The sequence below is a fragment of the Pseudomonadota bacterium genome (genome assembly GCA_038533575.1).
Lineage (GTDB): Bacteria > Pseudomonadota > Alphaproteobacteria > Rhodobacterales > Rhodobacteraceae > Shimia_B.
Map to the genome: position 1 here is coordinate 1,935,319 of JBCAYL010000001.1, position 25,566 is coordinate 1,960,884.

A 25,566-nucleotide genomic window follows, 5' to 3' on the forward strand; every position below is an offset into this window, starting at 1 on the left:
CCATGGGCATCGCGGAAGGCGCCATCAACCGGCCGATCTACACTTGGCTCCTCATCCTGATCTGCCTTTTCGGCGGTCTCTGGGGCTTCAACACGCTGGGCCGTCTCGAGGACCCTGCCTTCACCATCAAGATTGCGGTCGTCGCCACCCCCTATCCCGGCGCGTCAGCCGAGGAGGTCGCGCTCGAGGTATCCGAACCGCTCGAATCCGAGATCCAGAAGATGGGCGAGGTGGACCAGATCGACACCCTCAACCAACCCGGGCTCTCGATCATCAACGTCACCATGCAGGACACCTATGATGGCGACGCCCTGCCCGAGCTCTGGACCAAGCTGCGCAATCGCGTGAATGCTGCCGACCTGCCGGACGGGGCGCGCCCGCCGCAGGTCAACGATGCGTTCGGCGATGTCTACGGCCTTTTCTACGCGGTCTCCGCGCCGGGATACTCGGATGCCGCGGTCCATCGGCTCTCCTCGTTTCTCAGGCGACAGATGCTCACAATCGCAGGCGTGAAGGACGTCACGCTGGCCGGCCTGCCCGAGGAGGCGATCTTCGTGGAGCCCGATCTGGCGCTCACCACGGCGCTCGGGGTTCCGCCCGCCGCCATCGCCGGGGCACTGGCCGAAGCCGACGAGATCGCCGCGGGCGGGAGCATCATCAGCGCGGACGGGCGCCAGCTCATCCAGAGGCCCGGCGGGAGCGACACCGTCACCGAGATCTCCACCCTCTCCATCGGCGTGGGCGGCGAGGTGCTCCGCCTCAACGACTTTGCCTCCATAACGCGCGAGCGGGTGAGCGACCCGGATATCATCATCCGCCACAACGGGCAGGAGGCCTTCACCCTCGGCGTGGCGGGGCTCCCGGATCAGAACATCGTCGATATCGGGGAACGCGTGGAAGCCCGGCTCGCAGAGCTCGAGGCGGAGCTGCCCCTCGGCGTGTCCGTCTCGCCGATCTATCAGCAGCATGTCGTGGTGGACGAGAGCGTGAACGACTTCCTCGTCAATCTCGCCATGTCGGTGAGCATCGTGATCATCGTGCTCGCCCTCTTCATGGGACTCCGCGCCGCGCTGGTCGTCGGCATCACGCTGCTCCTGACCGTGGTGGGCACCCTCCTTTTCATGGCCATCGGCTCCATCGAGATGGAGCGTATCTCGCTCGGCGCGCTCATCATCGCGATGGGCATGCTCGTCGACAATGCCATCGTCGTGGCGGAGGGCATGCAGCAGGCCATGGCACGCGGGAAGAGCTCGCGGGAGGCCGCCTCCGAAGCCGCCAACAAGACCCAGATCCCACTGCTCGGGGCGACCGTCATCGGCATCATGGCTTTCTCCGGTATCGGGCTCAGCAACGATTCCACCGGCGAGTTCATGTTCTCGCTCTTCGCGGTCATTGGAATTTCGCTCCTCCTCTCCTGGGTCCTCGCGATCACTGTGACGCCCCTGCTCGGGCACTACCTCTTCAAGTCCGAAAGCGGGGAGGGAAAGGATCCCTATGGCGGCGCCGTCTACCGCGCCTATGGCCGTTTCCTGAGGGCCATGCTCCGGCTGCGTTGGGCTGTGGCGGTGGCGCTCCTCGCGGTCACGGTGGCCTGTTTCGCGCTCTTCGGGCAGGTGCGGCAGCAGTTCTTTCCCGACAGCAGCACGCCGCTCTTTTTCGTGCATTACAAGCTCCCACAGGGCGCTTCGGTCGCGCAGGTGGCCGATGATCTGAGCCTCGTGGAGGCATGGCTGGCCGAGCGGCCCGGGGTCACCGACGTCACCAGCTTCGCGGGCGGCGGGGCCGCGCGCTTCATGCTCACCTATCAGGCGGAGGACGACAATCCGAGCTATGGGCACATGATCGTGCGCGTGGCTTCCCTCGAGCAGATCGAGGCCGAGATGACGGCGCTCGAGGACTTCGCCACGGGCGCGCTCCCCTCCGGGCAATTCCGCACGCGGAGGCTCGCCTTCGGCCCGGGCGGAGGCGCGCCCATCGAGGCGCGCTTCTTCGGCCCCGACCGGGAGGTGCTGCGGGCGCTCGCTGTCGAGGCCCAGAGGCGGATGGATGCCGCCAGCGAAAACATCCTCAACACGCGCATCGACTGGGCCGAGCAGGAGCTCGTACTGCGCCCCCGCTACGCGGAGGCCCGGGCGCAGGAGGCCGGCATCTCGCGCACCGACATCACCCAGATCCTGCAATTCGCCACCACGGGAAGCCGCACAGGCACCTACCGCGAGGAAGACCGCCAGATCCCCCTCATCCTGCGCGCGCCCCGCGATAGCGGGCTCGGCCTCACGGATTACCTGCTCTATTCGGACGCTGGCAGCACCTTCGTGCCCATGGAGCAAGTGATCGACGGGCTCTTCTTCGACGTGCAGGACACGCTGATCGAGCGCAAGGACCGGGAGAACGTGATCACCGTGGGGGCCGATATCCCGAGGGGCTTCACGGCAGCCGAGGTGCAGGTGGATGTGAACGCGCCGATCGAAGGTATGGAACTGCCTCCCGGCTACCGGCTCGAGTGGGGCGGGGAGCGCAAGAACTCCGCCGATGCGCAAGAGTCCCTGGCCACGCAGCTTCCCATGGCGATCCTGAGCATGCTCCTCATCACGGTGCTGCTCTTCAATGGCATTCGTCAGACGGCCATCATCTGGCTGCTGGTGCCTATGTCTGTGAACGGCGCGGCGCTCGGGCTCGTGGGGACGGGGTTGCCCTTCACCTTCACGGCGCTCTTGGGGCTTCTGTCTCTTTCCGGGATGCTCATCAAGAACGGCATCGTGCTGGTGGAGGAGATCGACCTCACCCGGGCCGCCGAGCCGGAAAAGCGGCTCGACGAGGCGATCACGGAGGCCTCCGTATCGCGGATCCGTCCGGTGCTGCTGGCGGCGGCCACGACGATCCTCGGGATGATCCCGCTCCTGACGGACGCGTTCTTCGCCTCTATGGCGGTGACGATCATGGGCGGGCTGGCTTTCGCCTCCCTGCTGACACTGTTGGCGGCGCCCGTCTTCTACCGGATTTTCTTCGCGTCCGTGGCGGCGGATGCGGGATCGCCTGGGTCCGCCGGGGATGCCGCTGCGCAGCCTGCGTACGAGGACGCCCGAAACTTGCGCGGGGCGGACCAGTCGCTCAGTTCAACTCGCGCGCAGCTGGCGCGGGGTGGCTGAGGCCCGTGGGCCCAAGCTGCAGTCGCGCGCCTTTCTCCGTCCTCGCGATCTCGGAGCAGACGCCGATTATGCGGTCGGTGGCGAGCCACTCCACATGTTCTTCGATGGCCCGAAGGCGCGCGTCGAGGGGGGCAGCGAGCGTCGCGTCACGCCGTGCGGGCGCGAGGGCTCGGGCTGCGACCCAGCCGAAAGCGGTGCTCGCGACCGCGATGGAGAGGCCGAGAAGGAAGAGGGATATCATGGTCACGCGTCACTACTCGGTCAATGCCGCGAAATCGCGGAAGAAGCTGTCAGCGATACGCTCGGCGTTCACCGGGTAATCGCCGCTCTCGATGGCGGCCTTGATGCGCGCGACATGGGAGGCATCGAAAGGTGGCGGCGCGGCGGCGAGCGTGCTCACGGCCTTTGTCGCCGCATCGCTCAGCGACGCGGCATCGTTGGCGCCGGCGGCCTTGTCCGCGGCGGGCGTGGGGGTGGCGGCCTGACCGTTGCGCGCAGGCGCGTCTGCAGGCCGAAGTCGGGAAATGTTGCCTGAGCTGATTGGGTCGACCACGGTCTAATCCTTCCTGCACCGCTGAGAGGTGTCACTGCATGGTAAAACGGCATCCGCAGCGCGCATGTTAGGGCGGATGCGGATCTTGTTGCGTTCGATCACCTGACCGAAGACGCGGCGCCCGCTGCGCGCATTGCGCACGCCGACGATCTCGCCCACCTGCGCGGAGGTTTCGGCGATCCCGGCGGTTTCTATGACGACGCTGCCCATGTCCATGAGGAGCGTGACGGGTGCGCCCGCCTCTATGCCCCAAGCGGGATCGAGATGCCGCGCGAGGAGGATCTGCCCCGCGCCGAGATTGGCGCGCAACCGGCGGCCCACGGCGTCGGCAGGATCAACAATCGCGCCGCTCACGCGACGCGCGCCATGGGGCGAGACCACCAGATCAACTGGGCGAATAATCGACCCGCGCGCGAGGCTCTGCCGCAGAACGAGGCGTGGGGCAGCGTCAGAGGCTTTGACCGTGCCAACTTGCAGATCTCGACCGGGAAGGGCAGGCCCGAGGCGCACCGTGCGGCGCCAGGGTGGCGCGGCGCAGCTCACCTCAACGGCCGACCATGCGGCATCCGCCGCGGATACGGCCACGGGATCCACGCAGACGGGGAAACCGCGGACTGGAGAGATCATGGGCACGCCCCCCTGCCCGGCCCGCGCAATGGCCGCTTCGATCTGCGCGCGAATGTCGGACGCCGCCCCGTGCCCCGCCGCGAGGACTGCGGAAGCGAGGCAAAAGCACGCGATAGCCAGGCGACGCCTCATCCCGGTGCGCCGAGGAACTGCACCCGGCGCCCGGCTAGCGAGGCCGCGGATTGCGTCGGATCGAGGGGGCGCAGCACCGCCCGGCGCGCATCGACCGAGACGATCTCGAGCAGGCCGAACGTGTTGCGCGGGTCATCGAGAAACGCGATCGTCGATCGCCGCAGACCGTGCACGTGCCCCAGATCGACGCTCAAATGCGCCCCGCTCAGCTTCAGGCGCGCCTCCGCCGGACGGCAGGACAGCTCGTCGAGGAAACCGCGCACCTCCTGCGAAAGGCTGCGCAGGAGTGCCGCCTCCGCGCGGGGCCGCCGCGCATGGCTGACGAGCGCGGTGAGCCCGTCGGACGAGGCGCGCGCACTGCGCGTGAAACGCCGCTCGGTCGCGCGCCCGTCCGGCCCCGTCAGGCGCAGCGCGAGGAGAAGGGTCGTCCGCGCGCCGCGGCCATCGATGGCCACACGAATATTGACGGTCTGGTTGCCCTGCCCGCGCGCGGGCTGGATCCCCTCGAAGAGCGAACGGTAGTCGAGGGCCGCGTCCACCCGGGGCCGCTGGGGCGCAGCAAAACTCTGGACATCGAGCGCGGGATGATCCCGCAGGACATCGAGCGTGCGATTGGCCACCTCCTGCGCGATGGGCGCGGTCCAGGCCTGCGCTTGCGGCGGCACGAAGATCTCGGGCGGGAGGATATCGACGGTGAAGCGGCGGCGGGTGACGCAGACGGTGGACTGGCGCGGCCCGACAAGGGCGCGAACCCGCACCCGCCAATGCCCGCCGGTCCGCTCCGCCGACAAGAGATCATAGCGCAGAACACGCCCGAGTGGACGCAGGATCGCCACGTCGGAAAGGACGCGCGCATTGTGCATGACGGTGTGCCCATCGAGCGAGGCGCCACCGGCGAGCGCCGCCGAGACGAGCGCCTCGCCCAGCGCGCGGCGGCGGGCACTGTCCTGATCGGCGCTGGAGTGGATCGCGGCGAGCCCTTCCGTCTCCACCCAGTAGCCCTCGCTGGCGCAGGCAGGCACTGCCCAGAGCATCCAGAGAGCGAGAAACCACCGCATCGCGCTCAGACCCCGAGGCGCGCGGCGCGCACGATATAGGCCACGACATCCGGGTCGAGGCTCATGACGACCTCGTAGCCGTCCGAGCCCTTGGGCGTGATGCGCACTGTACGCGCGCCGCGGATTTCGCCCGAGACGATCCCGCGGAGGCGGTCGGCGGAGACCATGGCCTTGGCCACGGTCGTCTCGCTGTCGATGGAGATGCCATGGACCTGTTCAGTGAGATCTCGCAGCGCCTCGAGCCGCGCGGCGCGGATGGCCAGGAGCCTGCGCTGGTTGGTGGAGGCACCCGGCTGCTTGGAGACCTGCGACAGGCCGCGCCCCTCGATGGAGGGCAACGCGACACCGGGCGCGCCGGAGGAGGACGTCGAAAGCGGCCCGGACAGGGACAGGGTCGACGGGAGAGCGCCGGGCGCAGCCGGGCTGGGCTCGGACACCGAGTCGATGTCGTCCTTCATGGAAGCAAGCGCGGCGGTGCGTCCGGTCACGAGGGACGGCAGCGCGTCCCAGGCCGTCATCGGCGCCGAGCATCCGACTGCGAGGGACACCGCCAGGTAGGCGATGGGCAGAGATAGGCGGGATGGGCGCATGGCAGCCTCTCGGGTCCATTGGATCGAGGTGCTCGGTGCAAGGCCCATGCCACATGGCTGCCGTGTCTTGGCCCGCGGGACGCGGCGGTCTGTCCATCACCCCACACATGGCACGGGGCTTGCTGCTCTCGCCTCGAGGCATTTGGAGGGGACCCGCCGCATGGCCACGTTGACGCCCAGCGTCCTGACATCTCGGTCGGGCGCCTACTTGGGATCGAGCCTTCTGCCCGTGGGCATCCTCGCGGTCGTGGCCATGATGGTGCTGCCGCTGCCGCTCGCGCTCCTCGACACCTTCTTCGTGGTCAATATCCTGCTCTCGCTCCTCGTGCTGATGGTGGCATTCTACAGCTACCGGCCGCTCGATTTCTCTTCCTTCCCGTCGGTGCTCCTCATCGCCACGGTGCTGCGCCTCGCACTCAACGTGGCCTCCACCCGCATCGTGCTGACTTCCGGGCACGAGGGAAGCGCGGCGGCGGGCGAGGTGATCGAGGCCTTCGGCAATTTCGTCATCGCGGGCAATTTCGCGGTGGGGCTCGTGGTGTTCGTGATCCTCGTGATCATCAACCTCGTGGTGATCACCAAGGGTGCGGGCCGGGTCTCCGAGGTCTCGGCGCGCTTCACGCTCGACGCCATGCCCGGCAAGCAGATGGCCATCGACGCCGATCTCAATGCCGGGCTTCTGACGCCGGAGCAGGCGCGGGAGCGCCGCGCGGAGGTCAGCGAGGAGGCGGACTTTTACGGCGCCATGGACGGGGCGTCGAAGTTCGTGAAGGGCGATGCCATCGCGGGCATCCTCATCCTGCTGGCCAACATCATCGGCGGCATCGCCATCGGCACCTCGCAGCACGGGCTAAGCCTCGGCGCCGCGGCGGAGACCTACGTACTCCTGTCGATCGGGGACGGGCTCGTGGCGCAGATCCCCTCGCTGCTTCTGTCGATCGCGACCGCCGTGATCGTCACACGGGTGGCGTCCACCAATGACATGGCCGATCACATCGGCTCCCAGATCGGGCTACACCGCGCCTGGGTGCCGGTGGCCGTGGTGCTCGCCATCATGGGGCTGATCCCGGGCATGCCCAACGTGCTCTTCCTCGGTGCGGCGGCTCTGGCGGCGGGCGTGGCGTGGATGACGCGGGACCAGCTCGCCGAGGCCGGTGCTTTTGCCACGTCCACGGGTGACCCGGGTCGTTCCAGCCCGGCCGGGACCCCGGTGCAGAGAGCGGCGCTGCCCGCCCCCGACGCCGCCGCCGCGGGCAGCGATGCGCCAGAGGAAACTGGCATCACGCCCGAGGACGTCACCGATTACGCGCCGATCACGCTCCAGATCGGCATCGGTCTCATCCCGCTCATCGAGGGCGGCGGCACCGGCGGCCTCGTCTCGCGCATCACCGGCATCCGGCGCGACGCGTCGAAGGCCATGGGCTTCGTCATCCCCGGCGTGCGCATCCGCGACGACATGGGGCTGCCCACCAATGGCTACCGCATCCGCATCCGGCAGGCGGCCGTGGCCGAGGACACGGCTTATCCCGATCGCAAGCTCGCGCTGCCCGGCGCCACGACCACGCGCAGGCTGCGCGGGATCGAGGTGAAGGACCCCTCATTCGGGATGGATGCTGTCTGGATCCAGCCGCACCAGCGGACCGATGCCGAGGCCGATGAATACGTGGTGGTGGAGCCCGATTCCGTCATCGCCACCCATTTGAGCCAGGTGCTCTACACCCATGCCGCGGACCTGTTGGGCTCCGACGATGTGCAGGACTTGCTCGACAACCTGGAGCGCAGCGCGCCGACGCTGCTCTCCTCCGTCGTACCGAACCTCGTGCCGCTCCACACGCTCACCGCCGCGCTACGCGCACTCCTCCGGGAGCGGATCCCCATCGCTGACCTGCCGCGCATCCTCGAAGACCTTGCGGCACTCGCCCACCGCGATGCGGAGCCCGCGCTCCTCGCCGAGCACCTGCGCCCGGCCCTCGCGCCGCAGCTTCTCGAGCAGATCGCGCCGCTGAAATCACCGATCTCGGTGATCACGCTGGCCCCGGATCTCGAGGAGCTCCTCACCCGTTCGCAGCATGAAACGGTGGGGCTCGTCGTCGATCAGACCCTCGCGCGGCGCGTGCTGGCCGACATCATCTCCGCCCAAGAGACCGCCGCCGCCAAGGGCAATCGGGCGGTCATCGTCGTGGCCGCCGGGCTGCGCCGCGCCTTCTCGGGTTTCCTGCGCAGCCACGGCAGCGACACAATCGTGCTCGGCGTCCACGAGCTGCCGGAGACGCGCAAGGTCGAGATCATCGCGCGCGTGGGCGCAGGCGTGGCGGCACCTACCGATGCGCCGGCGCCGAGCGTGCAGGAGTAGAGCGCCATGGGAACGCAGAGCTTTTTCGCCTCCGACACGATCACGGCGCTCGAACTCGTCGAGAAGACCTTCGGGGAAGACGCACTCATCCTCTCCGTGGAATGGAGCGATGACCGCGTGGAGGTGCGCGCCACCGACCTTTCCCTTGAGGAGGTGAAGGCCGCGGCGCCGCCTCTCCCCCGCGCGGCGCCCGCGCCTGTGCCCGGGCCAACACCGGCCTCGCATCGCCCGGGCTTCCTCGACCCCGCGCGCCCCAGTCCTTTTGACCGCGATGCCGCCTTCTTCCGAAGCGTCCGCGCCGACGCCCCCACGAACGCCTCCGCGGACCGCGACGCGCCATGATCGCACCCCATGGCTACCGAGAGCAGCGCCCGGAGCCCGAGCGGCTCGTGGCCGAGCATATGCCGCTCGTCCATCGGCTGGCGTGGCATTTCCACGGGCGCGTGGGCCGCTTTGTAGAGGTCGATGACCTGATCCAGGCTGGATATGTCGGGCTGGTGGAAGCCACCTCCCGCTACACCGTGCAAGAAGGTGTGACCTTCGGGGCCTATGCCGCGATCCGCGTACGAGGCGCGATCCTCGACGCCCTACGGCGCAATTCCAACCTCTGCCGCAAGACTGTGCTCATGCGCCAGACCGTGGCCAAGGCACGCGGCAAGCTCACTCAGCGGCTAGGCCGGGAGCCGGACATGGCCGAGCTTGCCGCCGATCTCGAGATCACCGTGCCGGAGCTGCAGGACTGGGAGGCGCGGTTCCAGGTGAACCAGCTGCAATCGCTCGATGAGATCTACACCGACCAGTCGCTTCTCTTCGGCGACATGGGAGCCAGCGCCGAGCGCCAGACCGAGCTTTCAGAGCTCAAGAGCCTCCTTCGCGAGGCCATCGAAGCCCTGCCCGAGCGGGAGGCGCTCGTGCTTCAGCTCTGCTATGTCGAGGAGCTCAACGTCTACGAGATGGGGGCGGTTCTCGATGTCACGCCGGGCCGCGTCTCGCAGCTCAAGAAAGCTGCGATCGAACGTCTGAGGAAGACCATGACGGCGCGGCTGGGAGAGGCTTAGGGCCGGTCTCTGTTGTAGGCGGCCATGAGATCCTCGAGGTATTCGCCGGTGGCATTGAGCTGGGTGATGATCTGCTCCATCTGCGTGAAGCGCGTCAGGTAGCGCGCCTCGACCTCTTCGGCGCGGCGGGTGAGCGCGTCGAGCGCCTCCTCCTCCTCGCTGATCGAGGCATTGAGGGCATCGTTGCGCAGCGACAGGGCGCCGTTGCCCTCCAGAAGGCTCGAGAGCTCGGTTTCAAGCGCGCTGATCATGCTGGGGCCGTAATCCACCTGCGCAAGGCGGGTATCTGCCTCCACGCTGATCGAAATGCCGCGCAGGGGGCCGCTTGAGACCGTGTAGAGCCAGGTGCCGTCGTCCTGCTCGGATCCGAAGACCTCCGTCGTGCCGAGCCGGGCGCTGCCGGTATCGGGGTCGCGCACGAAGGCGTAGCGGCCGGCCGCGGCGGCATCGAGCGGCGTGCCGCTCACGGTGGCGCCTTCCCCGGTGACGGTGTCGGTGAGGAGCGGAGCCAGAGCCGCTGGGTCCCGGGTGAGCGCGGCGGTGAGCTGCCGGTCATCAAGCGTGAAGGTGCCGTCGCGCTCCGTGCGGATGCCAAGATCGGCGAGGAATGTTCCGGAGCTCCCCTCGCTGCTGCCGAAACCTTGGGCGAGGGCCGCGTTGAACTGCCGGATGAAGCGGTCGGCGACCTGGTCTCCGGCCAGTGCGCCCGCCTCTTCCTCGCCCGTGAAGCCCCGCGCCGTCAGCGACGTGACGAGGCGCTCGGTGGCGTTGAGGATCTCCACGAAGCCCTGCATCACCTCCACCGCGCCCTCGATATTGGCCTCCGCCGTGACCGAGACGGGCGCTTCCGTGACCGCGTTGAGATCGAGGCTGACACCGGGGAGAAGGTCATCGACCTGGTTGCTCGCGCGCGTCACCGCGATCCCGTTGAGCGACAGCTCCGCGTTGCCCGCCGCCTGGGCCTGAACCGGGCCAGGATCGGCGCTGAAATTGAAGGCCTGCAGCGCGGGGTCGGCGGCGGGGTCTACACTGATGCGCAGCGCATTCTCGGCGCCGGTCTCGGATATGACGCCCAAGGTGAAGGTGCCGTCGCCCACGTCGATCACCTGCGCGGAGACACCGCTGAGCGACGAGAGCGCACTGGCGAGATCATCGAGGGTGGCCTCGGCGGTCAGATCGAGGGTCTGGCCGCGGGGCACATCGGCGATAAAGACGGGCGGCACATCCGCAGACCACGCGCCGAAATCGACCGTGAGCGCACCGGCGCCCAAGGGGGCGGTCGGATCGGAGAAGCCGCCGAAATTCAGCACTTGCGCCGTCGCGAGCTGCGTCACTTCGATGGATGTGGCGCCCTCGGCCACGGCAGCGGCATCGAGCACTGTCACACCCACGTCATCGCTGCCGCTGGAGACTGCGAAGGGCGCAAGGCTGCTGATGAGGCGGAGCGCCTCGGAGACCTGTTCCGCCTGGCCTCGCAGCTGGGCATAGCCCGTGAGCTGAAGCTCCGCGCGGTCGATGCGATCGGTGACGAGCGTGCGCCGCGGGGCGATCTCGGCCTCGGTGAGGGTCTCGGCGAGCTCGCGGATATTGATGCCGCTGCCGCCTGAATTCAGGGCCGTGAGAAAATCTGTGGGCAATGATCCCTCCCTCGTTCCTCCACGAGAACGGTCCCGTCTCGGGTTTCTTTAGCCGCCGCCGCGCGGGCCTCAGTACTGGAACTCGATCTCGATGCGCCGGTTGCGCTCCCGCCCGGCGGCGGTGGCATTGTTGGCGACGGGCATGGACTCGCCCCGGCTCAAGGCGCTCATGCGGGCCCCGGCGATGCCATTGGCCGATTGCAGCTCGCGCACGACCGAAGAGGCGCGTGCCGCCGCGAGGCCCCAGTTGTCGCGGAACGGGGAGGACGGGGCGAGCGGCACGGAATCAGTGTGCCCGGTCACCACGATGTCGCTGGCATCGTCCAGAGCGGCGAAGGCGATGCGCGAGATGATCTCTCGGGCCTCAAAAGTCAGATCGGCATCGCCCGAGGGAAATGCGCCCCCGGCCCCGACGGTGACGATGACCTTGTCATCCTCCTGCGCCACGGTCACGAGCCCTTCGCCCAGCTGCTCGCGCAGCGCCACGCGCAGCTCGGCTTCGGCGATGGCCGCGCGGCGCGCGGCGGTTTCGAGTGCCTCCGCCTCCTCGGCATCTTCCTGCGCCGCGCGCGCTAGATCGCGCAAGTCCTCGGTCAGGCCTTCGAGTTGCAGCTCGGGCTCCGCCTCCGGCGGCACCTGTTCGGCGGCGATGTCGTCGAGCGCATCGGCGAGCTCGGCGAGGCGGTCAGGCACGTCTTCGGGATCCACGTCCTCGAAATTGACCCGCACGCCTCCCGGCCCGGCCTCCACCTGCATGTCAGATTGCGCGAGGGCGGTCTCGAGGGCCTGCGCGATGGCGCGCGCCGCCGCTTGCACGGCCTCGGTCGGCGCGGGGCTGCCCCCGCCCTCTCCCTCGGCGCTGCCATCGCGGCCAGTCCCGTCATCATTCGATTCGTTGCGCGACAGGACCTCCGGCTGGGTGACATCGGTCGTGTCCTGTCGGTTTTCCTCGGTGATCGCGATCTCGGGCGAGGGGCTGAAATTGAGCTCGAGGATGGTGGTGCCTTTGGGCTGCTCGGCCACGGGCACTTCACGCTGGATGCCGAAAGCCATCTGCAGGGAGCCTGACACGAGCTTGAACTTCGGCTGGTTGAACTCCGCGAAGGAGAGGATGAGCACGAAGAAGGCCATGAGCAGGATCGCGATGTCGGCGAAGGTCGACATCCATGCCGGCGCGCCCTTGGGCGGGCATTTCTGCTGATCCTCCGGCGGCTCCTCGATGGGCACCGGCATGGGGATAGGTTTCGAGGCCATCGCGCGCGCCCTAGGCTGCCATCAGCTTCGTCTGCATCTTCGGCGGCATGGAGGCCACCATCTTTTCCTGAATCTGTCGCCCGGACTCGCCCCGGCTGATGTTGCGCAGGCCCGAGATCACCATCTCGCGGTAAAGCACCTCGTTGGCCGAGGCGCTTTCGAGCTTGGCCAGCAAGGGGCCGAAGATCACGTTGGCGAGGAACGCGCCGTAAAGCGTCGTCAGGAGGGCCACGGCCATAGCCGGACCGATGGCCTTGGGATCGGCCATGTTACCCAGCATCTGCACGAGGCCGATGAGGGTGCCGATCATGCCCATGGCGGGCGCGATATCCACCCAGCCGCGCAGGACCTCGTGGATGTCGTTGTGGCGAACCTTCATGCCCTTGATCTCCTGCTTGAGCTGATCGACGAGCTTCATCTCGTCGGCCCCGTCCACGAGAAGCTGCAGGCCCTTGGAGAAGAACGTGTCGGGGACCTCCTGCCCTTCGAGCGCCATGAGCCCGCTTTTGCGGGAGACATCCGACAGCTCCACCATGCGCGTGATCAGCGCCTCGGTGTCGGGCGGCTTCCCGAGGAAGGCCTTGCTCATGCCTTTAAAGCTGCCCAGGAAGATCGGCATCTTCGACTTCAGCATGACGGCGAAGAACGAGCCGCCCAGCACGATGAGGATCGAAGCCACGTCGATGAAGGGGCCGAGGCCGCCGGCGGTGATCATGGCGCCCGCGACCATGCCCACGGCACCGATGAGCCCAAACAGTGACGCGAGATCCATGCTTCATCCCTCCTCTCACGCCCGAGCCGGGGCGCCTCAGGAGGAAAGACGCAAGAACCGTACCAAACGAGCTCTCGAAAATATCTCGTGAAGACAGCGGCTTAGGGTCAAATCAACGGAGACGTCTAAAGAATTTCGGGGTGGGTCGTTTCCTTGCTCGAGCGCTGAACGGCGCGGGTAGTGCAAAGAGAGAGGACCACCATGAACGTCATCAACACCAATATCGGGGCGATTACCGCGCAAGCGAATATGTCCCGTGTCAACGAAGACATGAACCAGGCCATGAACCGCCTGTCCTCGGGCCTGCGGATCAACGCGGCCTCTGACGACGCGGCCGGCATGGCCATCGCCGAAAAAATGACCTCGCAGATCATGGGCCTCAACCAGGCGGTGCGGAACGCCACCGACGGCAAGAACCTCATCGACACCACAGAGGGCGCCCATGTCGAGATCTCCAACATGCTTCAGCGTTTGCGGGAGCTCGCGGTGCAGTCGTCGAACGACACCAACACCGCCTCGGACCGTTCGAACCTGAACGCCGAAACCAACCAGCTCATCACCGAGATCAATCGCGTCGCACAGGACACGACCTTCAACGGCATGAACGTCCTCGACGGCACCTTCACGGGCAAGCAGTTCCAGATCGGCGCCGATGCCGGCCAGGTCCTGAACGTGAATGTCGACAGCGCGGCCGCCACCGATATCGGCGCCAACACCATTACCTCCAACGTGTCCCTCGCCGCCGGTGCCGCCGTGGCCGATACCGGGATCGCCGCGGGCACGACGATCAACATCACGGGCTATGCGGGCAGCTCCGAGCTCACCACGACGGCAGGACAGTCGGCCGAAGAGCTCGCGCTGGCGATCAACGAGGTCTCCGCCTCCACCGGCGTAAACGCAACCGCGGTCACCAAGGTCGAGCTTTCCGGGCTTTCGGCGGCTGACACGGTGAGCTTTGATCTCAACGGGGTGACGATCGGCGCGGCGGCCGTGTCCGACCCCACGGATCTGAGCAGCATCGCGAGCGCCATTAACAACGAGACGGGCCGCACCGGGGTCTCCGCGACGATGGGCGACGACAACTCCTCCATCATCCTGACCGACGCGTCCGGCGCCGACATCATCATCGAGGACTTCGCCTCCGGCGCGGGCACCACCACGCTCGACGCCACGGCACTCAATGCCGATGAGACGCCCGCGGGCGCCACCGCCGGCGTGCATACCGCCACGCTCGATGACACCGACAACGACGTGGCCGTGTCTGGCCAGATCGAGATCAGCTCGGCGCAGCAATTCGCCGTGGGCACCGACGTGGTGGTTGCGGGCACGGTCTTCTTCGAGACGGCGGCGAACACCTCCACGCTCGATTCCGTGGCCGAGATCGACCTGTCCACGCAGCAGGGCGCGGCTGACGCACTCAAGGTGATCGACGTGGCGCTGGACAAGATCTCCCAAGCCCGCTCCGATCTCGGTGCCGTGTCCAACCGCCTCGACAGCACGATCTCCAACCTGACCAACATCTCGGTCAACGTAGAAGCCGCGCGCTCGGGCGTGATGGATGCCGACTTCGCCAAGGAATCCTCGGAGCTCGCGAAAGCGAACATCCTGTCCCAGGCGAGCACCTCCATGCTCGCCCAGGCCAACAGCTCCAACGAGAATCTCCTGAGCCTGCTGCGTTAATTCAAACGCAATCAATGGGTTGGGCCTCGGCATCGCGCCGGGGCCCTTTCCGTTTTTCTCAAATTCAAAACGAATCAGGAGACAAAAACCGCCCTCATGTTCAGGAGGGCCGGCTTCACTACACGGATTTTTAACGGCGCCCGGCTCAAGGCTTTTAGAGCCAAGCCGGAGAAAAATAATGAACCTTCAGATTTCGCAGCGCATGAGCCACGGCCTGACCATGACGGGCCAGATGCAGCAGGCCATCTCCCTCTTGCAGTTCTCCAATCTCGATCTCCAGCGCTACATCGAGCGCGAAGCCGAGGAGAACCCGTTTATCGAGACAGACCGCCCGGGGCCGGCCCTACCGTTTTCCGGCGGCGGCGGCGGGACGGATGAGTTCCTCGGCCAGGTGCCGGACCATGCCGCCTCTCTCGTGGTCCATGTCTCGCGACAGTTCGACAGCCTCTTTCCGGATCCTGCGCGGCGCGCAGCGGCGGATCACTTTCTCACGGCGCTCGACAGCAATGGGTGGCTCGACGATCCGCTCGAGGAGATCGCCGTTGCGGCAGGGCTGTCCCTTGCGGACGCAGAAGAGATGCTGGCGGAGGTGCAGGGTGTGGAGCCCACGGGGCTCTTTGCCCGCGACCTCTCTGAGTGCCTGCGCCTTCAGGCCATCGAGCGAGGCCTCCTCAGCCCGCTTCTTGCGCGGCTGCTCGGGGAGCTGCCACGCGTGGCGGCGGCGGATCTCGAAGGGCTCTGCCGGGCCTGCAGCTGCTCCATGGCGGAGCTCAGCGGCGCGCTCCGTTCGCTCAAGACGCTGGAGCCGAAGCCCGGTGCGCGCTTCGCGGAGGTCGACCTCTCCGAGCGGGAGCCTGATCTCATCCTGTCTCGCGCGGCGGGCGACTGGCAGGTGGAACTCAACCGCTCCACGCTGCCCGCCGTCATGATCGACGAGGCGGGCGCCGACGTGATGCGTCGGCACGAAGCCGCCGCAGATTTCGCGTGCGAGCGTCTGCGCACGGCGCGCTGGCTGCGCCGCGCGGTGGAGCATCGCAACAAGACGACCCTTGCCGTGGCCGCCGAGATCGTGCGGCGGCAGAAAGCCTTCCTCGATCACGGACCCGCCCGGATCGCACCGCTGACCCTCGCGGATGTGGCCGAGACTGTCGGGGTTCACGAGAGCACGGTGAGCCGGGTGACCACGGGCGTGCTCATGGTCACCCCGCACGGGACGATGCCGCTCAAGCGCTTCTTCAGCACGGCGCTGGCGCAGGCCTCCGGCGAGACCGGTGATGCAACCTCGGCGGCTGCGGTGCGCTACCGCCTCGAGGCGCTGGTGCGCGCGGAGGATCCTGCCCGTCCGCTCAGCGATGACGCGCTGGCGCGCATGCTCAACGATGGCGGGCCTATCCTGGCGCGCCGCACGGTCGCGAAATACCGCACGATGCTGGGCATCCCATCCTCCTTCGAGCGCAGGCGCCGGGCGCGTCTCCGGGCGGCGTAAGGTGCCTCAGCGCCCGGGCCGGGCGTGCACGAAGCGGATTTGCGGGACGCGCGCGGCCAGCTCGGCATGGAGCGCAGTTTCGGACCGCGCCGCCATGACCTTCCAGAGCCGGAACCCGCGCGCCACCCAGTCCTGCCGCACGAGCGCTGGCGTGATGCGCCAGAAATAGATCCACACGACCACCTGCACTGCTGTGCCGACCCATGGGCCGAGCATGATGGACACGGCGAGCAGCGCCCCCCAGAGCGCAAGCGCAGACCAGAGCCGGAGCCGGATCAGGTTGAGCGGTACAAGGAGCGCGAACCCGTCGCGCTTGGCCGGGAGCGCATCGTAGGCACCATCCGGGTCTACCCAGACATCCCAGTTCTGCTGGCCGGTGATCTCCTGCGGCGCGATGTCAAAGCCCTCCGGAAGCGGCACATGGCGCCACCGACCCAGCCGGGCCGTGTCACTGGCGACCTGCCACAGCAGCCCCGCCCGGCTGAAGCCCAGCAGGCAGCCCCGCGAGCCCGCCATGGCCACCAGCGCCTTCAGCGTCGCACGGCTTCCGTCGAAGCATGCCCCGTCGATACGCACGAGAGTGTCACCGGCCTGAAGGCCCAGTGCGCGCCCGGCGGGGCGCACGCTCTCGAGCCGCAACGCCGCGTAAGGGTGTTCGGGATCGTCTGACACGCCGCGAGCGCCCTTCAGGGATAGGAAAACGGATTTGGCTCCGGACGGCGCACGGCGGCGGGCCGGCGCTGCGCGGGCGCAGCCTGCGGCGCCGCGGGCGTGGCCGCAGCAGGCGCCACTGCCGGGGCAGAGGCCCGCGCCGACGCACCAGCACCCGCCACTGTCGCGGGCCCTTCGGCGATGATACGGGTGAGCGCGAGTTGGAGATCGGACATGCTCGAGACAACGAGGTCTCGCGTATCGGCGTGCTCCTCCTCAGTGGCCTGCGTGACTTGCGACAGTACCGAGGGCAGCGTCGCGGCCATCTCCGCGACCTCAGCCTCCTTCACGATCTGCAGCTCGGCAGCGACGGCGCCACGGATCAGCGCTTCGTCGATGCTGCGGGCCTCGGTGAGCGCGGTGAGCTGTGCGTCGAGTCCCTCGAAGCTATCGAGCCGCGCGGAGAGAGACGCGATGGACTCCGCCACGGTCTGCGCCGTGGCCTCCTGCGTGGCGGTGGCCGCGCCCAACCTCGAGAGGGCGTGGAGGTAGACCGCGCCGCCGATGCCGATGGCCACGATGGCCCCCGCGACCGTGCCGAGCATCAGTGGCTTCAGGCTCTTGCCGAGCGCGTCGAGCCTGTCGGCGGCGGCCACCGTCTGACCTCGCACGCCGTCGAGCTCCGCGGCGCTGTCATTGGCGGCCGAGGCGGCATCGATGGCGAGCTGGATACTCTCTGCGATGTCCGGCGAATTCTTTGCCATGGGCGGCGTCCTTCTCATGGGCGCAGGGTGCGCCGCGTCGTGAGGGGGCCTGCACGATCCATGCCACGGTGCCCAGCGACGTTTCGCGACGCGGCTCAGGGTAGCGCATCAGGGGCGCGCGGGCGCCTCTATCCCGTGCCGCGCCATGCGCCCGAGGAGCGTCGTGCGCTTGAGCCCCAAGCGGCGCGCGGCACGGGCGATCGTGCCGTCCGCATCCTCGAGCGCCTGCCTGATGAGCGTCGCCTCCGTCTCCGCGAGGACGGTTCGCAGGTCCGCCTGCGCCCGCTCAGGCGCTGCCGGTCTCGGTGACGAATGCTCCGTGCCCAGCGCCTCGGAGACTTCCACCGCCCCCATGTCCTGCCCCCGGTAGTGGACCTGCGCGCGGTCGTGCACGTTTCTCAGCTCGCGCACGTTGCCCGGCCAAGCATGGCGCTGCAACGTCTCGAGCCCCGCCGCCGTGATGCGAAGCGGGGGTAGCCCGGCCTCGGCAGCAAGATGCGCGAGGAGGTCCGGGATGTCCGAGCTGCGGGCCACAAGGCTTGGGACCTCGAGGCGTAGCACGTCGATCCGGTAGAGCAGGTCTTCGCGAAAGCGCCCGTCAGCCACCGCCGCGCGGAGGTCACGATGCGTGGCAGCCAGGAGGCGGAAATCCGAGGCCAGTGTCATGCGACCCCCCACGCGAGTGAACGTCTTCGTCTCCAGCACGCGCAGAAGCCGCACCTGCAGGGCGGCAGGCATCTCTCCCACCTCGTCGAGAAAGAGCGTCCCCTCGTCCGCTTGCTCGATGAGGCCGATCCGCTGCGCCACGGCGCCGGTAAAGGCGCCGCGTTCGTGGCCGAAGAGCTCTGCCTCGAGCAGGTCGGGCGGCAGCGCCCCGCAATTGATGGCCACGTGAGCGCCGCCGCGCCCGGATGCGGCATGCACCGCCTCGGCCACGCGTTCCTTCCCCGCGCCGGTGGGGCCTGTGACCAGCACCGGCGCTCGAGACGGTGCCACCGCTGCGATGCGCGCCTTCAACGTGGCCATGGGCGGGCTCTCCCCGATCAGGTGTCGGCTCACATCCTCTGTCTGCAAATCACGCATGGGCGTTCCTCCTGGCCGCTCGGACCAGGCGGTACGCGCAAAGCCTTAAGAATGTGCCTACCGGATGAAGTCGAACAGGCTCTGCTGCGTGATCTGCGCGTAGGTCTGCTGCGAGGCCTGCCGCGTGAGCAAGGCCTCCTGCAGCCGGGTGAGCGCGGCAGCGAGGTCCAGATCCTCGAGGCCCGATATCGCGGCCTCCATCTCCGTCTGGCGCGAGGTGATGATCTCGCGCTGCCGCCCGGCATCGGCGGAAAGCGCCCCAACGCGGGTGCGCTGGTCGATGATGGTTTCCGTCCCGGCGGCGAGGCGGGTGAGCACGCTTTCGCGGGTGTCGGCATCGGCCACCAAGGCCTCCCGCGCGCCAGCGCCATCGGTGACGGTAAGGCGCGTGCCGCGGACCTCGTCAGGCCGCTGGATATCAGAAATCCGGATCTCGCCCGCGGCATTGAGCACGACGGCCCCCGAAACGGGGTCGAGGCTCGCGGAAATTCCGGTGGCGGCGCTTTCCGCGTTGATCGCGGCCACGATGCCCTCCTGCGCACCCTCCGCGATGGTGGCCCCGATCCGGGCCGTGCCAGCCGGTCCTTCAAGAGTGAGTTGCCAAGCCTCCGGCGCCGTGCCGGATCCGAAATCCAGAGTGGCGGGTCCCGCCACGGTGATCTCCCCAGGTGCATCGACCCCGGTTTTCAGGAGCGTGAGGAAGGCGTCCACGGCCTCGAAGGCTCCCCGCGCCTCTCCGCTGGCAAAGACATCCTGACCGTTCACGCCGGTGGCGAGCCGGAGCGATTCCGAGACAGGCAGCGTCGCCTGCCCCGCGTCGCCTGCGAAGGTCACGACGCCGCGCTGGTCCACGTAGGGATCCTGTGCATCCGAGAAGCCGCCGAAGAGCGCGCGCCCGGTCTCATCACGCGCATTGGCGGCCCCGAGCAGCGCGCCGCGCAGGGTTTCTACCTCGGCCACGACGCTGGCCCGCTGGCCAGGCGAGGCCGTGTCGCTCAACGCGCCAATGGCGAGCTCGCTGATGCGGCGCAGGATGTTGGTGGCCTCTCCGAGAACGATATCCGTCTGGTCAAGGCGCGACCTGGCGCGATCGACGTTGGAGGCGTAGCTGTCGAGCGCGTCCTCCCGTGTCTTGGCGGCGGAGAGCCTGAGTGCGGAAACCAGATCGGAGGACGGGCGCGGATCCTTCTTTCCCGAGGAGATCTGCGCCTGCATCTCGGAGATTTCCGCGCTCAGGCGGGTCATGTCCGCCCGGGAGATGCTATGAAAGAGGGAGGTGCCGATGGTCATGGTCTAGGTGCCTCCTCACAGGGCCTGCAGGAGCGTGTTGAAGATGTCGCGCGCGACGCCGATGACCTGCGCATTGGCCTGGTAGGCCTGTTGCTGCTGGATCATGCGCGCCGCTTCCTCGTCGAGATCGACCCCGCTGAGGGAGGAGACCGCACGATCGGCCGCCTCGAGCGCGTTCTCCGCGCTGGCCATGCGGATCTCGCCCGTCGCCACGCGCGCGCCGACATCCTGCTGGAGCGCAGCAAAGCCCGCGCCGTAGCCCCCTGTTCCGGTGGCGGCGTCCTCCAACCGCAGCGCTGCGAGCGCGCCGATGGTGCGCCCGTCGCCCGGGCGGCCATCGCCGGGCAGGATGGAAAAGGCATCTCCTGTTTCCGCGGCCCCTTCGAGAGTGACCTCGAGTGCGCCGAAGCTCGCGCGACCAGCCGCGTCGAGCGTCCGGGTGCCGAGGCTCTCTCCGGATTGCGTATCGAAAAGTCCGACGAGGCCCGCTTCGGCGTCGAGCACCCGGAGCTCGCGCTCCGGCGCGCTGGGCGGGCCTTCGATGAAGGACCCCGCGAGGCGCAGGTTGGCGGCCCCGTCGAGAACGACGATCACATCTTCATCGGGGAGCGCCGTGAGACGGAGCGATGTGCCTGTCCCCGAGGCCTGCGGCGCGATCTCCAGGGCGCGCCCGTCAGTCGCCACGAGATCCAGAGCTGCCTCGGTGACGGACGCTTCCGCACCCAGCGTGTCAAATCCGGCATCGGCCCCCGCGGGGTCGGCCGGGACGCGGAATGCCCCCTCCCGGGCATCGAAGGCGATCTCCACGCGTCCAAACCCGGTGTTGATGTAGCCCGTGCCGGGGAAGGTGGGCGGCAGCACGACCGCGCCCGCCGATACGCTCACGGTGTAGCTCGTACCCGCGAGGACGACTTCGAAGCTTGCCGGAAGGTTGGCGGCGTCGAACGGCTGCCCGATGACGGTGGTCTGCGGGGCGTCCACCGGCCCCATGCCAAAGCGCGCGGCCTCGCCCGCGGCATCCGTGAGGCGGAGGGCCGCGCCGTCGAGATGGCCACCCACCGTCTCGATGACGAAGCGTCCGGACGTGTCGAAGCGGGCGGTGATGCGGTCGGGCTCGGGGCCCTCTACCACGGGCGCGCCGTCGCGCATGGTGATCTGGTAGCTCTGGGAGCCGAGGCCCACCACCATGCGCGCCCCGTCTTCCGGCGGCGCGCCGAGGACGGCGCCCTCGATGCGGCTGGCCGGCGAGGTCTCGCGGAGGTCGGCGGCAAGGCTCGCGGCGAGCGTGGTGCCGGAGGCTGGATCGCCGGAGGCGGTCCGCAGGCGTCCATCCGCCCCGGTGATCACGACCTCGCGGAGCGCGATATCATCGCTGAGCGCGAGCGCGAGGGTGAGCGTGGCCTCGCTTCCGGCGGCGCGCCGCGACACGTCGACGAGGCCGCCGATGGACGCGTCCCGCGCCGCCGCCGTGACAGTGCCGCCCTCGCCGAGAGAAAAGGCGGACCCCCGGCTGAGCGTGACGGACCCGGCTATGGCGACGCTCTCTGCTCCCGTGGCCGCGATAGTCGCGCTTCCGAGCACCGCGCCATCCGCCGCGCGCCGCGTGAGCGTGACAGGATCGCCTGCCGAATGGGTGAGCCCCTCGAAGCGTATATCCGCGCCGCCAGCCTGGACGAGCTCCACGCGCGCGCCGTCGAGGGAAAGCTCGGCCCGGATCCCCGTGGTGCCCGTCTGCCCATTCACGGCCGCCGCCAGCGCGCCGGGACCGCCGGAGAGATCGACACTCAGGGGCACGCCCGTCCCGTTCTGACCGGCCAAGGCAAAATCGAGCTGTCCCGCCGGCGGTACATCGAGCGCGACCCGCGTCTCTGCCTGGGCCGTCACCGCGCCGCTGGCGCTCAGGAGATCCGCGAGCCACGCCGCACTGGCGCCGGGGGGCGCGTCGATCGCGGTGCTGGCGAGGCCGTCATCGAGCGAAAAGCTACGCGCGGCCGTCTCCGGGCGGGCGGTACCGGTAGGCCAGGTCGCGATGCCGCTGCCCGCCTCCGGCACACGGAGCGCGAAATCTCCCGGTCCGCTGGTGCGGCTGAGCCCCGCGGCCTTTGCCCCGGGCGGGACATAGACGGCATCCTCCGCGAAGCCGTTTTCCGGACGCAGCAGCGCGGCGGCCTCCGCCGGAGAGAGCGGCGCGCCGGAGATCTGGCGCCCGTCCCGCGTGAAGAGCGCGATTTCGGCGGCGTCAGCGGCGGTGGCGATCTCGATGCCGGGGAGCGTGCTCGCCGTCGTCGTCAGGTCCGCGCTGTCCGGCGAGGCGCCCGTGCGGGAGAGGAGCGTGACGGCGCCCGCCCCGTCGAAGGCTGCCACGAAACCCAGATCGTCCAAAGCCTCGTCAGTGCCGCTCCGCAACGCGCCGCTGTTGAGGGCCGACACGAGGTCACCGGGCGAGAGCGGGCCCGGCGGCGTGAACGTGAACGTGTCGGGACCGATGCTGACGGACAGCGCGGTGAGATCCGCGCCAGAAAGGGGAGCAAACTCCATGGTGGCGGGGCGTGCCTGTGCGCTGAGCTCCGCCGCGCCGATGCCGCGGGGAATGACCCCGACAGGCCCGTCGCTCACGAAGCTCACCGCGCCTGCCTCGAGCTCTGCCGCCAGGTCGGCGAGGGCTGCCGCACCGGGCGGTGCCTCGATCGTGGCCGCGGAAAGCCGCGCTGTTCCGACATTGCCGGCATTGGCGCCGGTAATCCAGGGCGCTCCCGCCGCGATCTCGTCGGGGTCGGCGAGGGCCATGCGGAAGAAGCCCGCATTGGCATTCTGGCTGAGCGTGATGCGGTCCCCATTGAGCGGCGCGCCCGACAGCGCAATCTCGAGCCCCGGCAAGAGAATGCGGTCCGTCCCCTCGCCCAGCCGGGTGCCGCCTGCATCCACGGCCTGCCAAGCGGCCGTCACATCATCGTAGATGAGCGTCACCGGGCCGTCGGGCATCAGCGCCTCGTCGAGGACCCGCACATCCGCCACCGGATCCCCCCGCGTGAGTGCGCCGAGCGCGGCATCCCAGCCGCGCGCGAGAAAGAGCGGGCCGCCGGCGGTGCCGTCGGGTTGGAGGCCCGTGGCGTGAATGGCATTGAACTCATCGGCCAGCTCCGCCGCCCAGGACCCGAAGTCACGCCGCGCCTCGGCCGCGACATCCGCCGCGTCGGCAAGGCCCGCGAGGCGCCCGTTGGCAGGCCGCAGCGAGACGGGCGCCGCGTCTTCTTCAGCCGCGATCAAGGTCACGCGGCCCTCCTCGGCCAGCGTAAGCCGCGCGGCGCGGCCATCGGACAGGAGGAGCGGCCCTCCGGGACCCATCCGGATGGTGGCGAGATCCCTGTTATCGGTCTCGACGCTGACGGGGAGGAGGTCGGCCAACTCGGCGAACTTCGCCTCGCGCAGGTCAAGTAGCGGATTGCGATCGGCGGGCTCCGGCGTCCGCTCGATCTCCACCTCGAGCACGGCGAGCCCGTCGAGCAGCTCGTTGACCTCGTTTACCGCGAGGCCTCGCTCGGCCTCTATCCCGCGTGACTGCGCCTGAAACCCGGCGTCGAGATCATTCACCTGGGTGGCAAGCGCCTCCCCCGCGCCGATGAAGGCGAGGCGCAGGCCCTCGTCCTGCGGGCTCTGGGCCAGGGCATCGAGCGCGTCGAAGACGCTGTCGAGCGTGTCCGGAATGCCGCCTGGCCCGGGCAGCAGGCGGTCCTCGAGGCTCGAAACATGGTACTGATAGGCCCGGGCCGCGCCCTGCGTCGAGACCGCGTCACGCTGCCGGTCTGCGAGGAGCCCGTCGAACGCACGGCGGATGTCCTGCACCTCGACACCGCCGCCTGCGGGCTGTGCGCGCGTGAGCATGTCGCGCCGCGCATAGCCCGGGGTCTCCACGTTCGCGATGTTCTCCCCGGTGACGGCGAGGCCGGTGCGCGCGGCGAGCAGGCCGCTTCGCCCGATATTGATGATGTCCGACACCTGGCCGCCCTACCCGCGCCCGGCGAATTGCCGGTGGATCGCCTCGGCGAGGCCGAGGCCCGCGCGCTGCGCGCCCGCATCGGCCAGCGCCTGATCCAAGAGTGTGCGTGTGGTGTCCATCCCCTGACCTTCTCCCAATGCCTCTCCCAACGACGCCGAGCGCGCCGTTTTTAGAACCTGCGTGAGAAAGAGCGCTTCGAAGCCGCGCGCGGCTTCGAGCAGGTCCGGCTGCAGCGCCTGCGTTGCGCGCGTGGCGGCCTCGGGGGCTCTGTGGACGTGAAGACCGGGCAAGGCGGGATCGATCATGGCGACCTCCTTCAGATGACGATGAGTTCTGCGCGGAGCGCGCCCGCGCGGTGCAGCGCCTCGAGGATCGCCACGAGATCCGCCGCGCTGGCCCCCACGGCGTTGATGGCGTCCACCAGCGAGGAGAGCGAGACGCCCGGGTCGAAGACGAAGGCGGGATTGTTTTCCTGTTCCACCTCGATCTCTGTGTCGGGCGTGACCACGACATCGCCCGGCACCGCGACATTGCCATCGGGGCCCGTGACGACGGTGGTGCCCTGGTCGACGTTGAAGTCCTCGTTCACGCGCACCGTCAGCGAGCCGTGGGACACCGCGGCAGGGGTGACGCGCACCTCACCCCCGATCACGACCGTGCCCGTGCGCGCGTTCACGATGACCTGCGCGCGGGGCGTGGCGGGCTCGATTTCGATCTGCTCGAGTAGGCCGAGAAACGGGACCCGCGCGCCCGGCTCATGGGGCGCGCGCACGCGCACGGAGCTCGCATCGAGGGGCATCGCCACCCCGGCACCAAAGGTCTCGTTGATCGCCTCCGCCACCGCGCTCGCCGTCGAAAAATCCGGGCGGCGGAGATTGAGCAGGAAGAAATCGGTTTCGAGGAAGGCGGTCTCCACGAGGCGCTCAACCGTGCCACCGCCGGGAATGCGGCCCACGGTGGGCACGTTGACGATGACGGAGGACCCGTCGCCCCCGGCCACCCCGAGACCGCCCACGACGAGATTGCCTTGCGCGATGGCGTAGACCTCACCATCGGCCCCGAGAAGCGGCGTCATCAGGAGGAGCCCGCCCTGCAGCGAGCGCGCGCGCCCGACGGTGGACACCGTCACGTCGACGGGCTGGCCGGGTTTCAGGAAGGGTCCGAGCTCCGCCGTGACGATGACGGCCGCGGTGTTGCGAGCGTCCAAACTGTCGGGATCCGTCTCGAGGCCCAGACGGGAGACGATGGACCGGATCGATTGGCGCGTGAGGTCGGAATTGCCATCCCCCGTGCCCACGAGGCCCACAACAAGGCCGTAGCCCACCAGCGGGTTGGGCCTGACCCCGGCGACGTCAGCGAGGTCCTTGAGCCTGTCGGCCTGCACCCCGGTCGCGAGGAGCGACAGGCAGAGACCGAGGACACGCAAGGGTAT

General features: G+C 68.7%; 21 protein-coding genes. 6 read left to right on the plus strand and 15 right to left on the minus strand.

The genetic code is table 11. From position 1 onward, the window contains the following. The first annotated feature begins 2 nt into the window (after window positions 1-2). Window positions 3-3,149: an efflux RND transporter permease subunit gene (locus AAFM92_09755; protein MEL7300654.1), complete on the plus strand. Its 3,147-nt coding sequence runs from the start codon at window positions 3-5 to the stop codon at window positions 3,147-3,149. On the opposite strand, the gene AAFM92_09760 is transcribed toward AAFM92_09755, so the two are convergent. The 5 genes from AAFM92_09760 to AAFM92_09780 are packed head-to-tail and all read right to left on the minus strand — an operon-like array spanning window position 3,112 to window position 6,109. Continuing rightward, window positions 3,112-3,390, minus strand: a complete 279-nt coding sequence (locus AAFM92_09760; GenBank protein MEL7300655.1) for a hypothetical protein — start codon at window positions 3,388-3,390, stop codon at window positions 3,112-3,114. The genes AAFM92_09755 and AAFM92_09760 overlap by 38 nt on opposite strands. Window positions 3,391-3,402: 12 nt before the next feature. Further along, window positions 3,403-3,702 carry a flagellar biosynthesis anti-sigma factor FlgM gene (gene flgM, locus AAFM92_09765; GenBank protein MEL7300656.1) on the minus strand — a complete coding sequence of 100 codons (300 nt, stop codon included), beginning with the start codon at window positions 3,700-3,702 and terminating at the stop codon, window positions 3,403-3,405. A 3-nt stretch (window positions 3,703-3,705) separates the two neighbouring features. Beyond that, window positions 3,706-4,461 carry a flagellar basal body P-ring formation chaperone FlgA gene (flgA, locus tag AAFM92_09770; protein MEL7300657.1) on the minus strand — a complete coding sequence of 252 codons (756 nt, stop codon included), beginning with the start codon at window positions 4,459-4,461 and terminating at the stop codon, window positions 3,706-3,708. Further along, window positions 4,458-5,519 (minus strand): flagellar assembly protein T N-terminal domain-containing protein, encoded by a 1,062-nt coding sequence (locus AAFM92_09775; GenBank protein MEL7300658.1) that lies wholly within the window; start codon window positions 5,517-5,519, stop codon window positions 4,458-4,460. The genes flgA and AAFM92_09775 overlap by 4 nt, the downstream gene beginning before the upstream one ends. 5 nt (window positions 5,520-5,524) lie before the next feature. Beyond that, window positions 5,525-6,109: an LPP20 family lipoprotein gene (locus AAFM92_09780; GenBank protein MEL7300659.1), complete on the minus strand. Its 585-nt coding sequence runs from the start codon at window positions 6,107-6,109 to the stop codon at window positions 5,525-5,527. Between the two features lie 160 nt (window positions 6,110-6,269). Between AAFM92_09780 and flhA the strand changes: the two genes are divergently transcribed. The 3 genes from flhA to AAFM92_09795 are packed head-to-tail and all read left to right on the plus strand — an operon-like array spanning window position 6,270 to window position 9,520. Further along, entirely contained in the window at window positions 6,270-8,462 is a 2,193-nt protein-coding gene (gene flhA, locus AAFM92_09785; GenBank protein ID MEL7300660.1) for a flagellar biosynthesis protein FlhA, read from the plus strand. Window positions 8,463-8,468: 6 nt separating this feature from the next. Continuing rightward, entirely contained in the window at window positions 8,469-8,804 is a 336-nt protein-coding gene (locus tag AAFM92_09790) for a hypothetical protein (protein MEL7300661.1), read from the plus strand. Further along, window positions 8,801-9,520 (plus strand): FliA/WhiG family RNA polymerase sigma factor, encoded by a 720-nt coding sequence (locus AAFM92_09795; protein ID MEL7300662.1) that lies wholly within the window; start codon window positions 8,801-8,803, stop codon window positions 9,518-9,520. The genes AAFM92_09790 and AAFM92_09795 overlap by 4 nt, the downstream gene beginning before the upstream one ends. Here AAFM92_09795 and fliD read toward each other — a convergent pair. The 3 genes from fliD to AAFM92_09810 all read right to left on the minus strand — a co-directional run bounded on the left by fliD (window position 9,517) and on the right by AAFM92_09810 (window position 13,183). Then, window positions 9,517-11,157 carry a flagellar filament capping protein FliD gene (fliD, locus tag AAFM92_09800; protein ID MEL7300663.1) on the minus strand — a complete coding sequence of 547 codons (1,641 nt, stop codon included), beginning with the start codon at window positions 11,155-11,157 and terminating at the stop codon, window positions 9,517-9,519. The genes AAFM92_09795 and fliD overlap by 4 nt on opposite strands. Window positions 11,158-11,226: 69 nt before the next feature. After that, the gene (locus AAFM92_09805; protein ID MEL7300664.1) at window positions 11,227-12,411 is read right to left on the minus strand and encodes an OmpA family protein; all 1,185 of its coding nucleotides are present in this window, start codon (window positions 12,409-12,411) and stop codon (window positions 11,227-11,229) included. Between the two features lie 10 nt (window positions 12,412-12,421). Beyond that, complete coding sequence (locus AAFM92_09810) at window positions 12,422-13,183, minus strand: MotA/TolQ/ExbB proton channel family protein (GenBank protein MEL7300665.1); 762 nt, start codon at window positions 13,181-13,183, stop codon at window positions 12,422-12,424. Between the two features lie 201 nt (window positions 13,184-13,384). Here AAFM92_09810 and AAFM92_09815 point away from each other — a divergent pair, with 201 nt between their 5' ends. After that, entirely contained in the window at window positions 13,385-14,863 is a 1,479-nt protein-coding gene (locus AAFM92_09815) for a flagellin (GenBank protein MEL7300666.1), read from the plus strand. Between the two features lie 178 nt (window positions 14,864-15,041). Continuing rightward, entirely contained in the window at window positions 15,042-16,349 is a 1,308-nt protein-coding gene (gene rpoN / locus AAFM92_09820) for an RNA polymerase factor sigma-54 (GenBank protein MEL7300667.1), read from the plus strand. Window positions 16,350-16,355: 6 nt separating this feature from the next. On the opposite strand, the gene AAFM92_09825 is transcribed toward rpoN, so the two are convergent. The 7 genes from AAFM92_09825 to AAFM92_09855 form a co-directional block, all read right to left on the minus strand. Then, window positions 16,356-17,021, minus strand: coding sequence for a hypothetical protein (locus AAFM92_09825; GenBank protein ID MEL7300668.1), 666 nt, complete (start codon window positions 17,019-17,021; stop codon window positions 16,356-16,358). A 14-nt stretch (window positions 17,022-17,035) separates the two neighbouring features. Continuing rightward, the gene (locus AAFM92_09830; protein MEL7300669.1) at window positions 17,036-17,764 is read right to left on the minus strand and encodes a hypothetical protein; all 729 of its coding nucleotides are present in this window, start codon (window positions 17,762-17,764) and stop codon (window positions 17,036-17,038) included. Window positions 17,765-17,872: 108 nt separating this feature from the next. Beyond that, complete coding sequence (locus AAFM92_09835; GenBank protein ID MEL7300670.1) at window positions 17,873-18,847, minus strand: sigma-54 dependent transcriptional regulator; 975 nt, start codon at window positions 18,845-18,847, stop codon at window positions 17,873-17,875. Window positions 18,848-18,904: 57 nt separating this feature from the next. Next, window positions 18,905-20,137, minus strand: a complete 1,233-nt coding sequence (gene flgL, locus AAFM92_09840; protein MEL7300671.1) for a flagellar hook-associated protein FlgL — start codon at window positions 20,135-20,137, stop codon at window positions 18,905-18,907. 15 nt (window positions 20,138-20,152) lie between these two features. Next, on the minus strand, window positions 20,153-24,133 hold the full coding sequence (locus AAFM92_09845; protein MEL7300672.1) for a flagellar basal body rod C-terminal domain-containing protein: 3,981 nt from the start codon (window positions 24,131-24,133) through the stop codon (window positions 20,153-20,155). Between the two features lie 9 nt (window positions 24,134-24,142). Then, window positions 24,143-24,439, minus strand: coding sequence for a rod-binding protein (locus AAFM92_09850; protein ID MEL7300673.1), 297 nt, complete (start codon window positions 24,437-24,439; stop codon window positions 24,143-24,145). 11 nt (window positions 24,440-24,450) lie between these two features. Next, window positions 24,451-25,566: a flagellar basal body P-ring protein FlgI gene (locus AAFM92_09855; protein ID MEL7300674.1), complete on the minus strand. Its 1,116-nt coding sequence runs from the start codon at window positions 25,564-25,566 to the stop codon at window positions 24,451-24,453.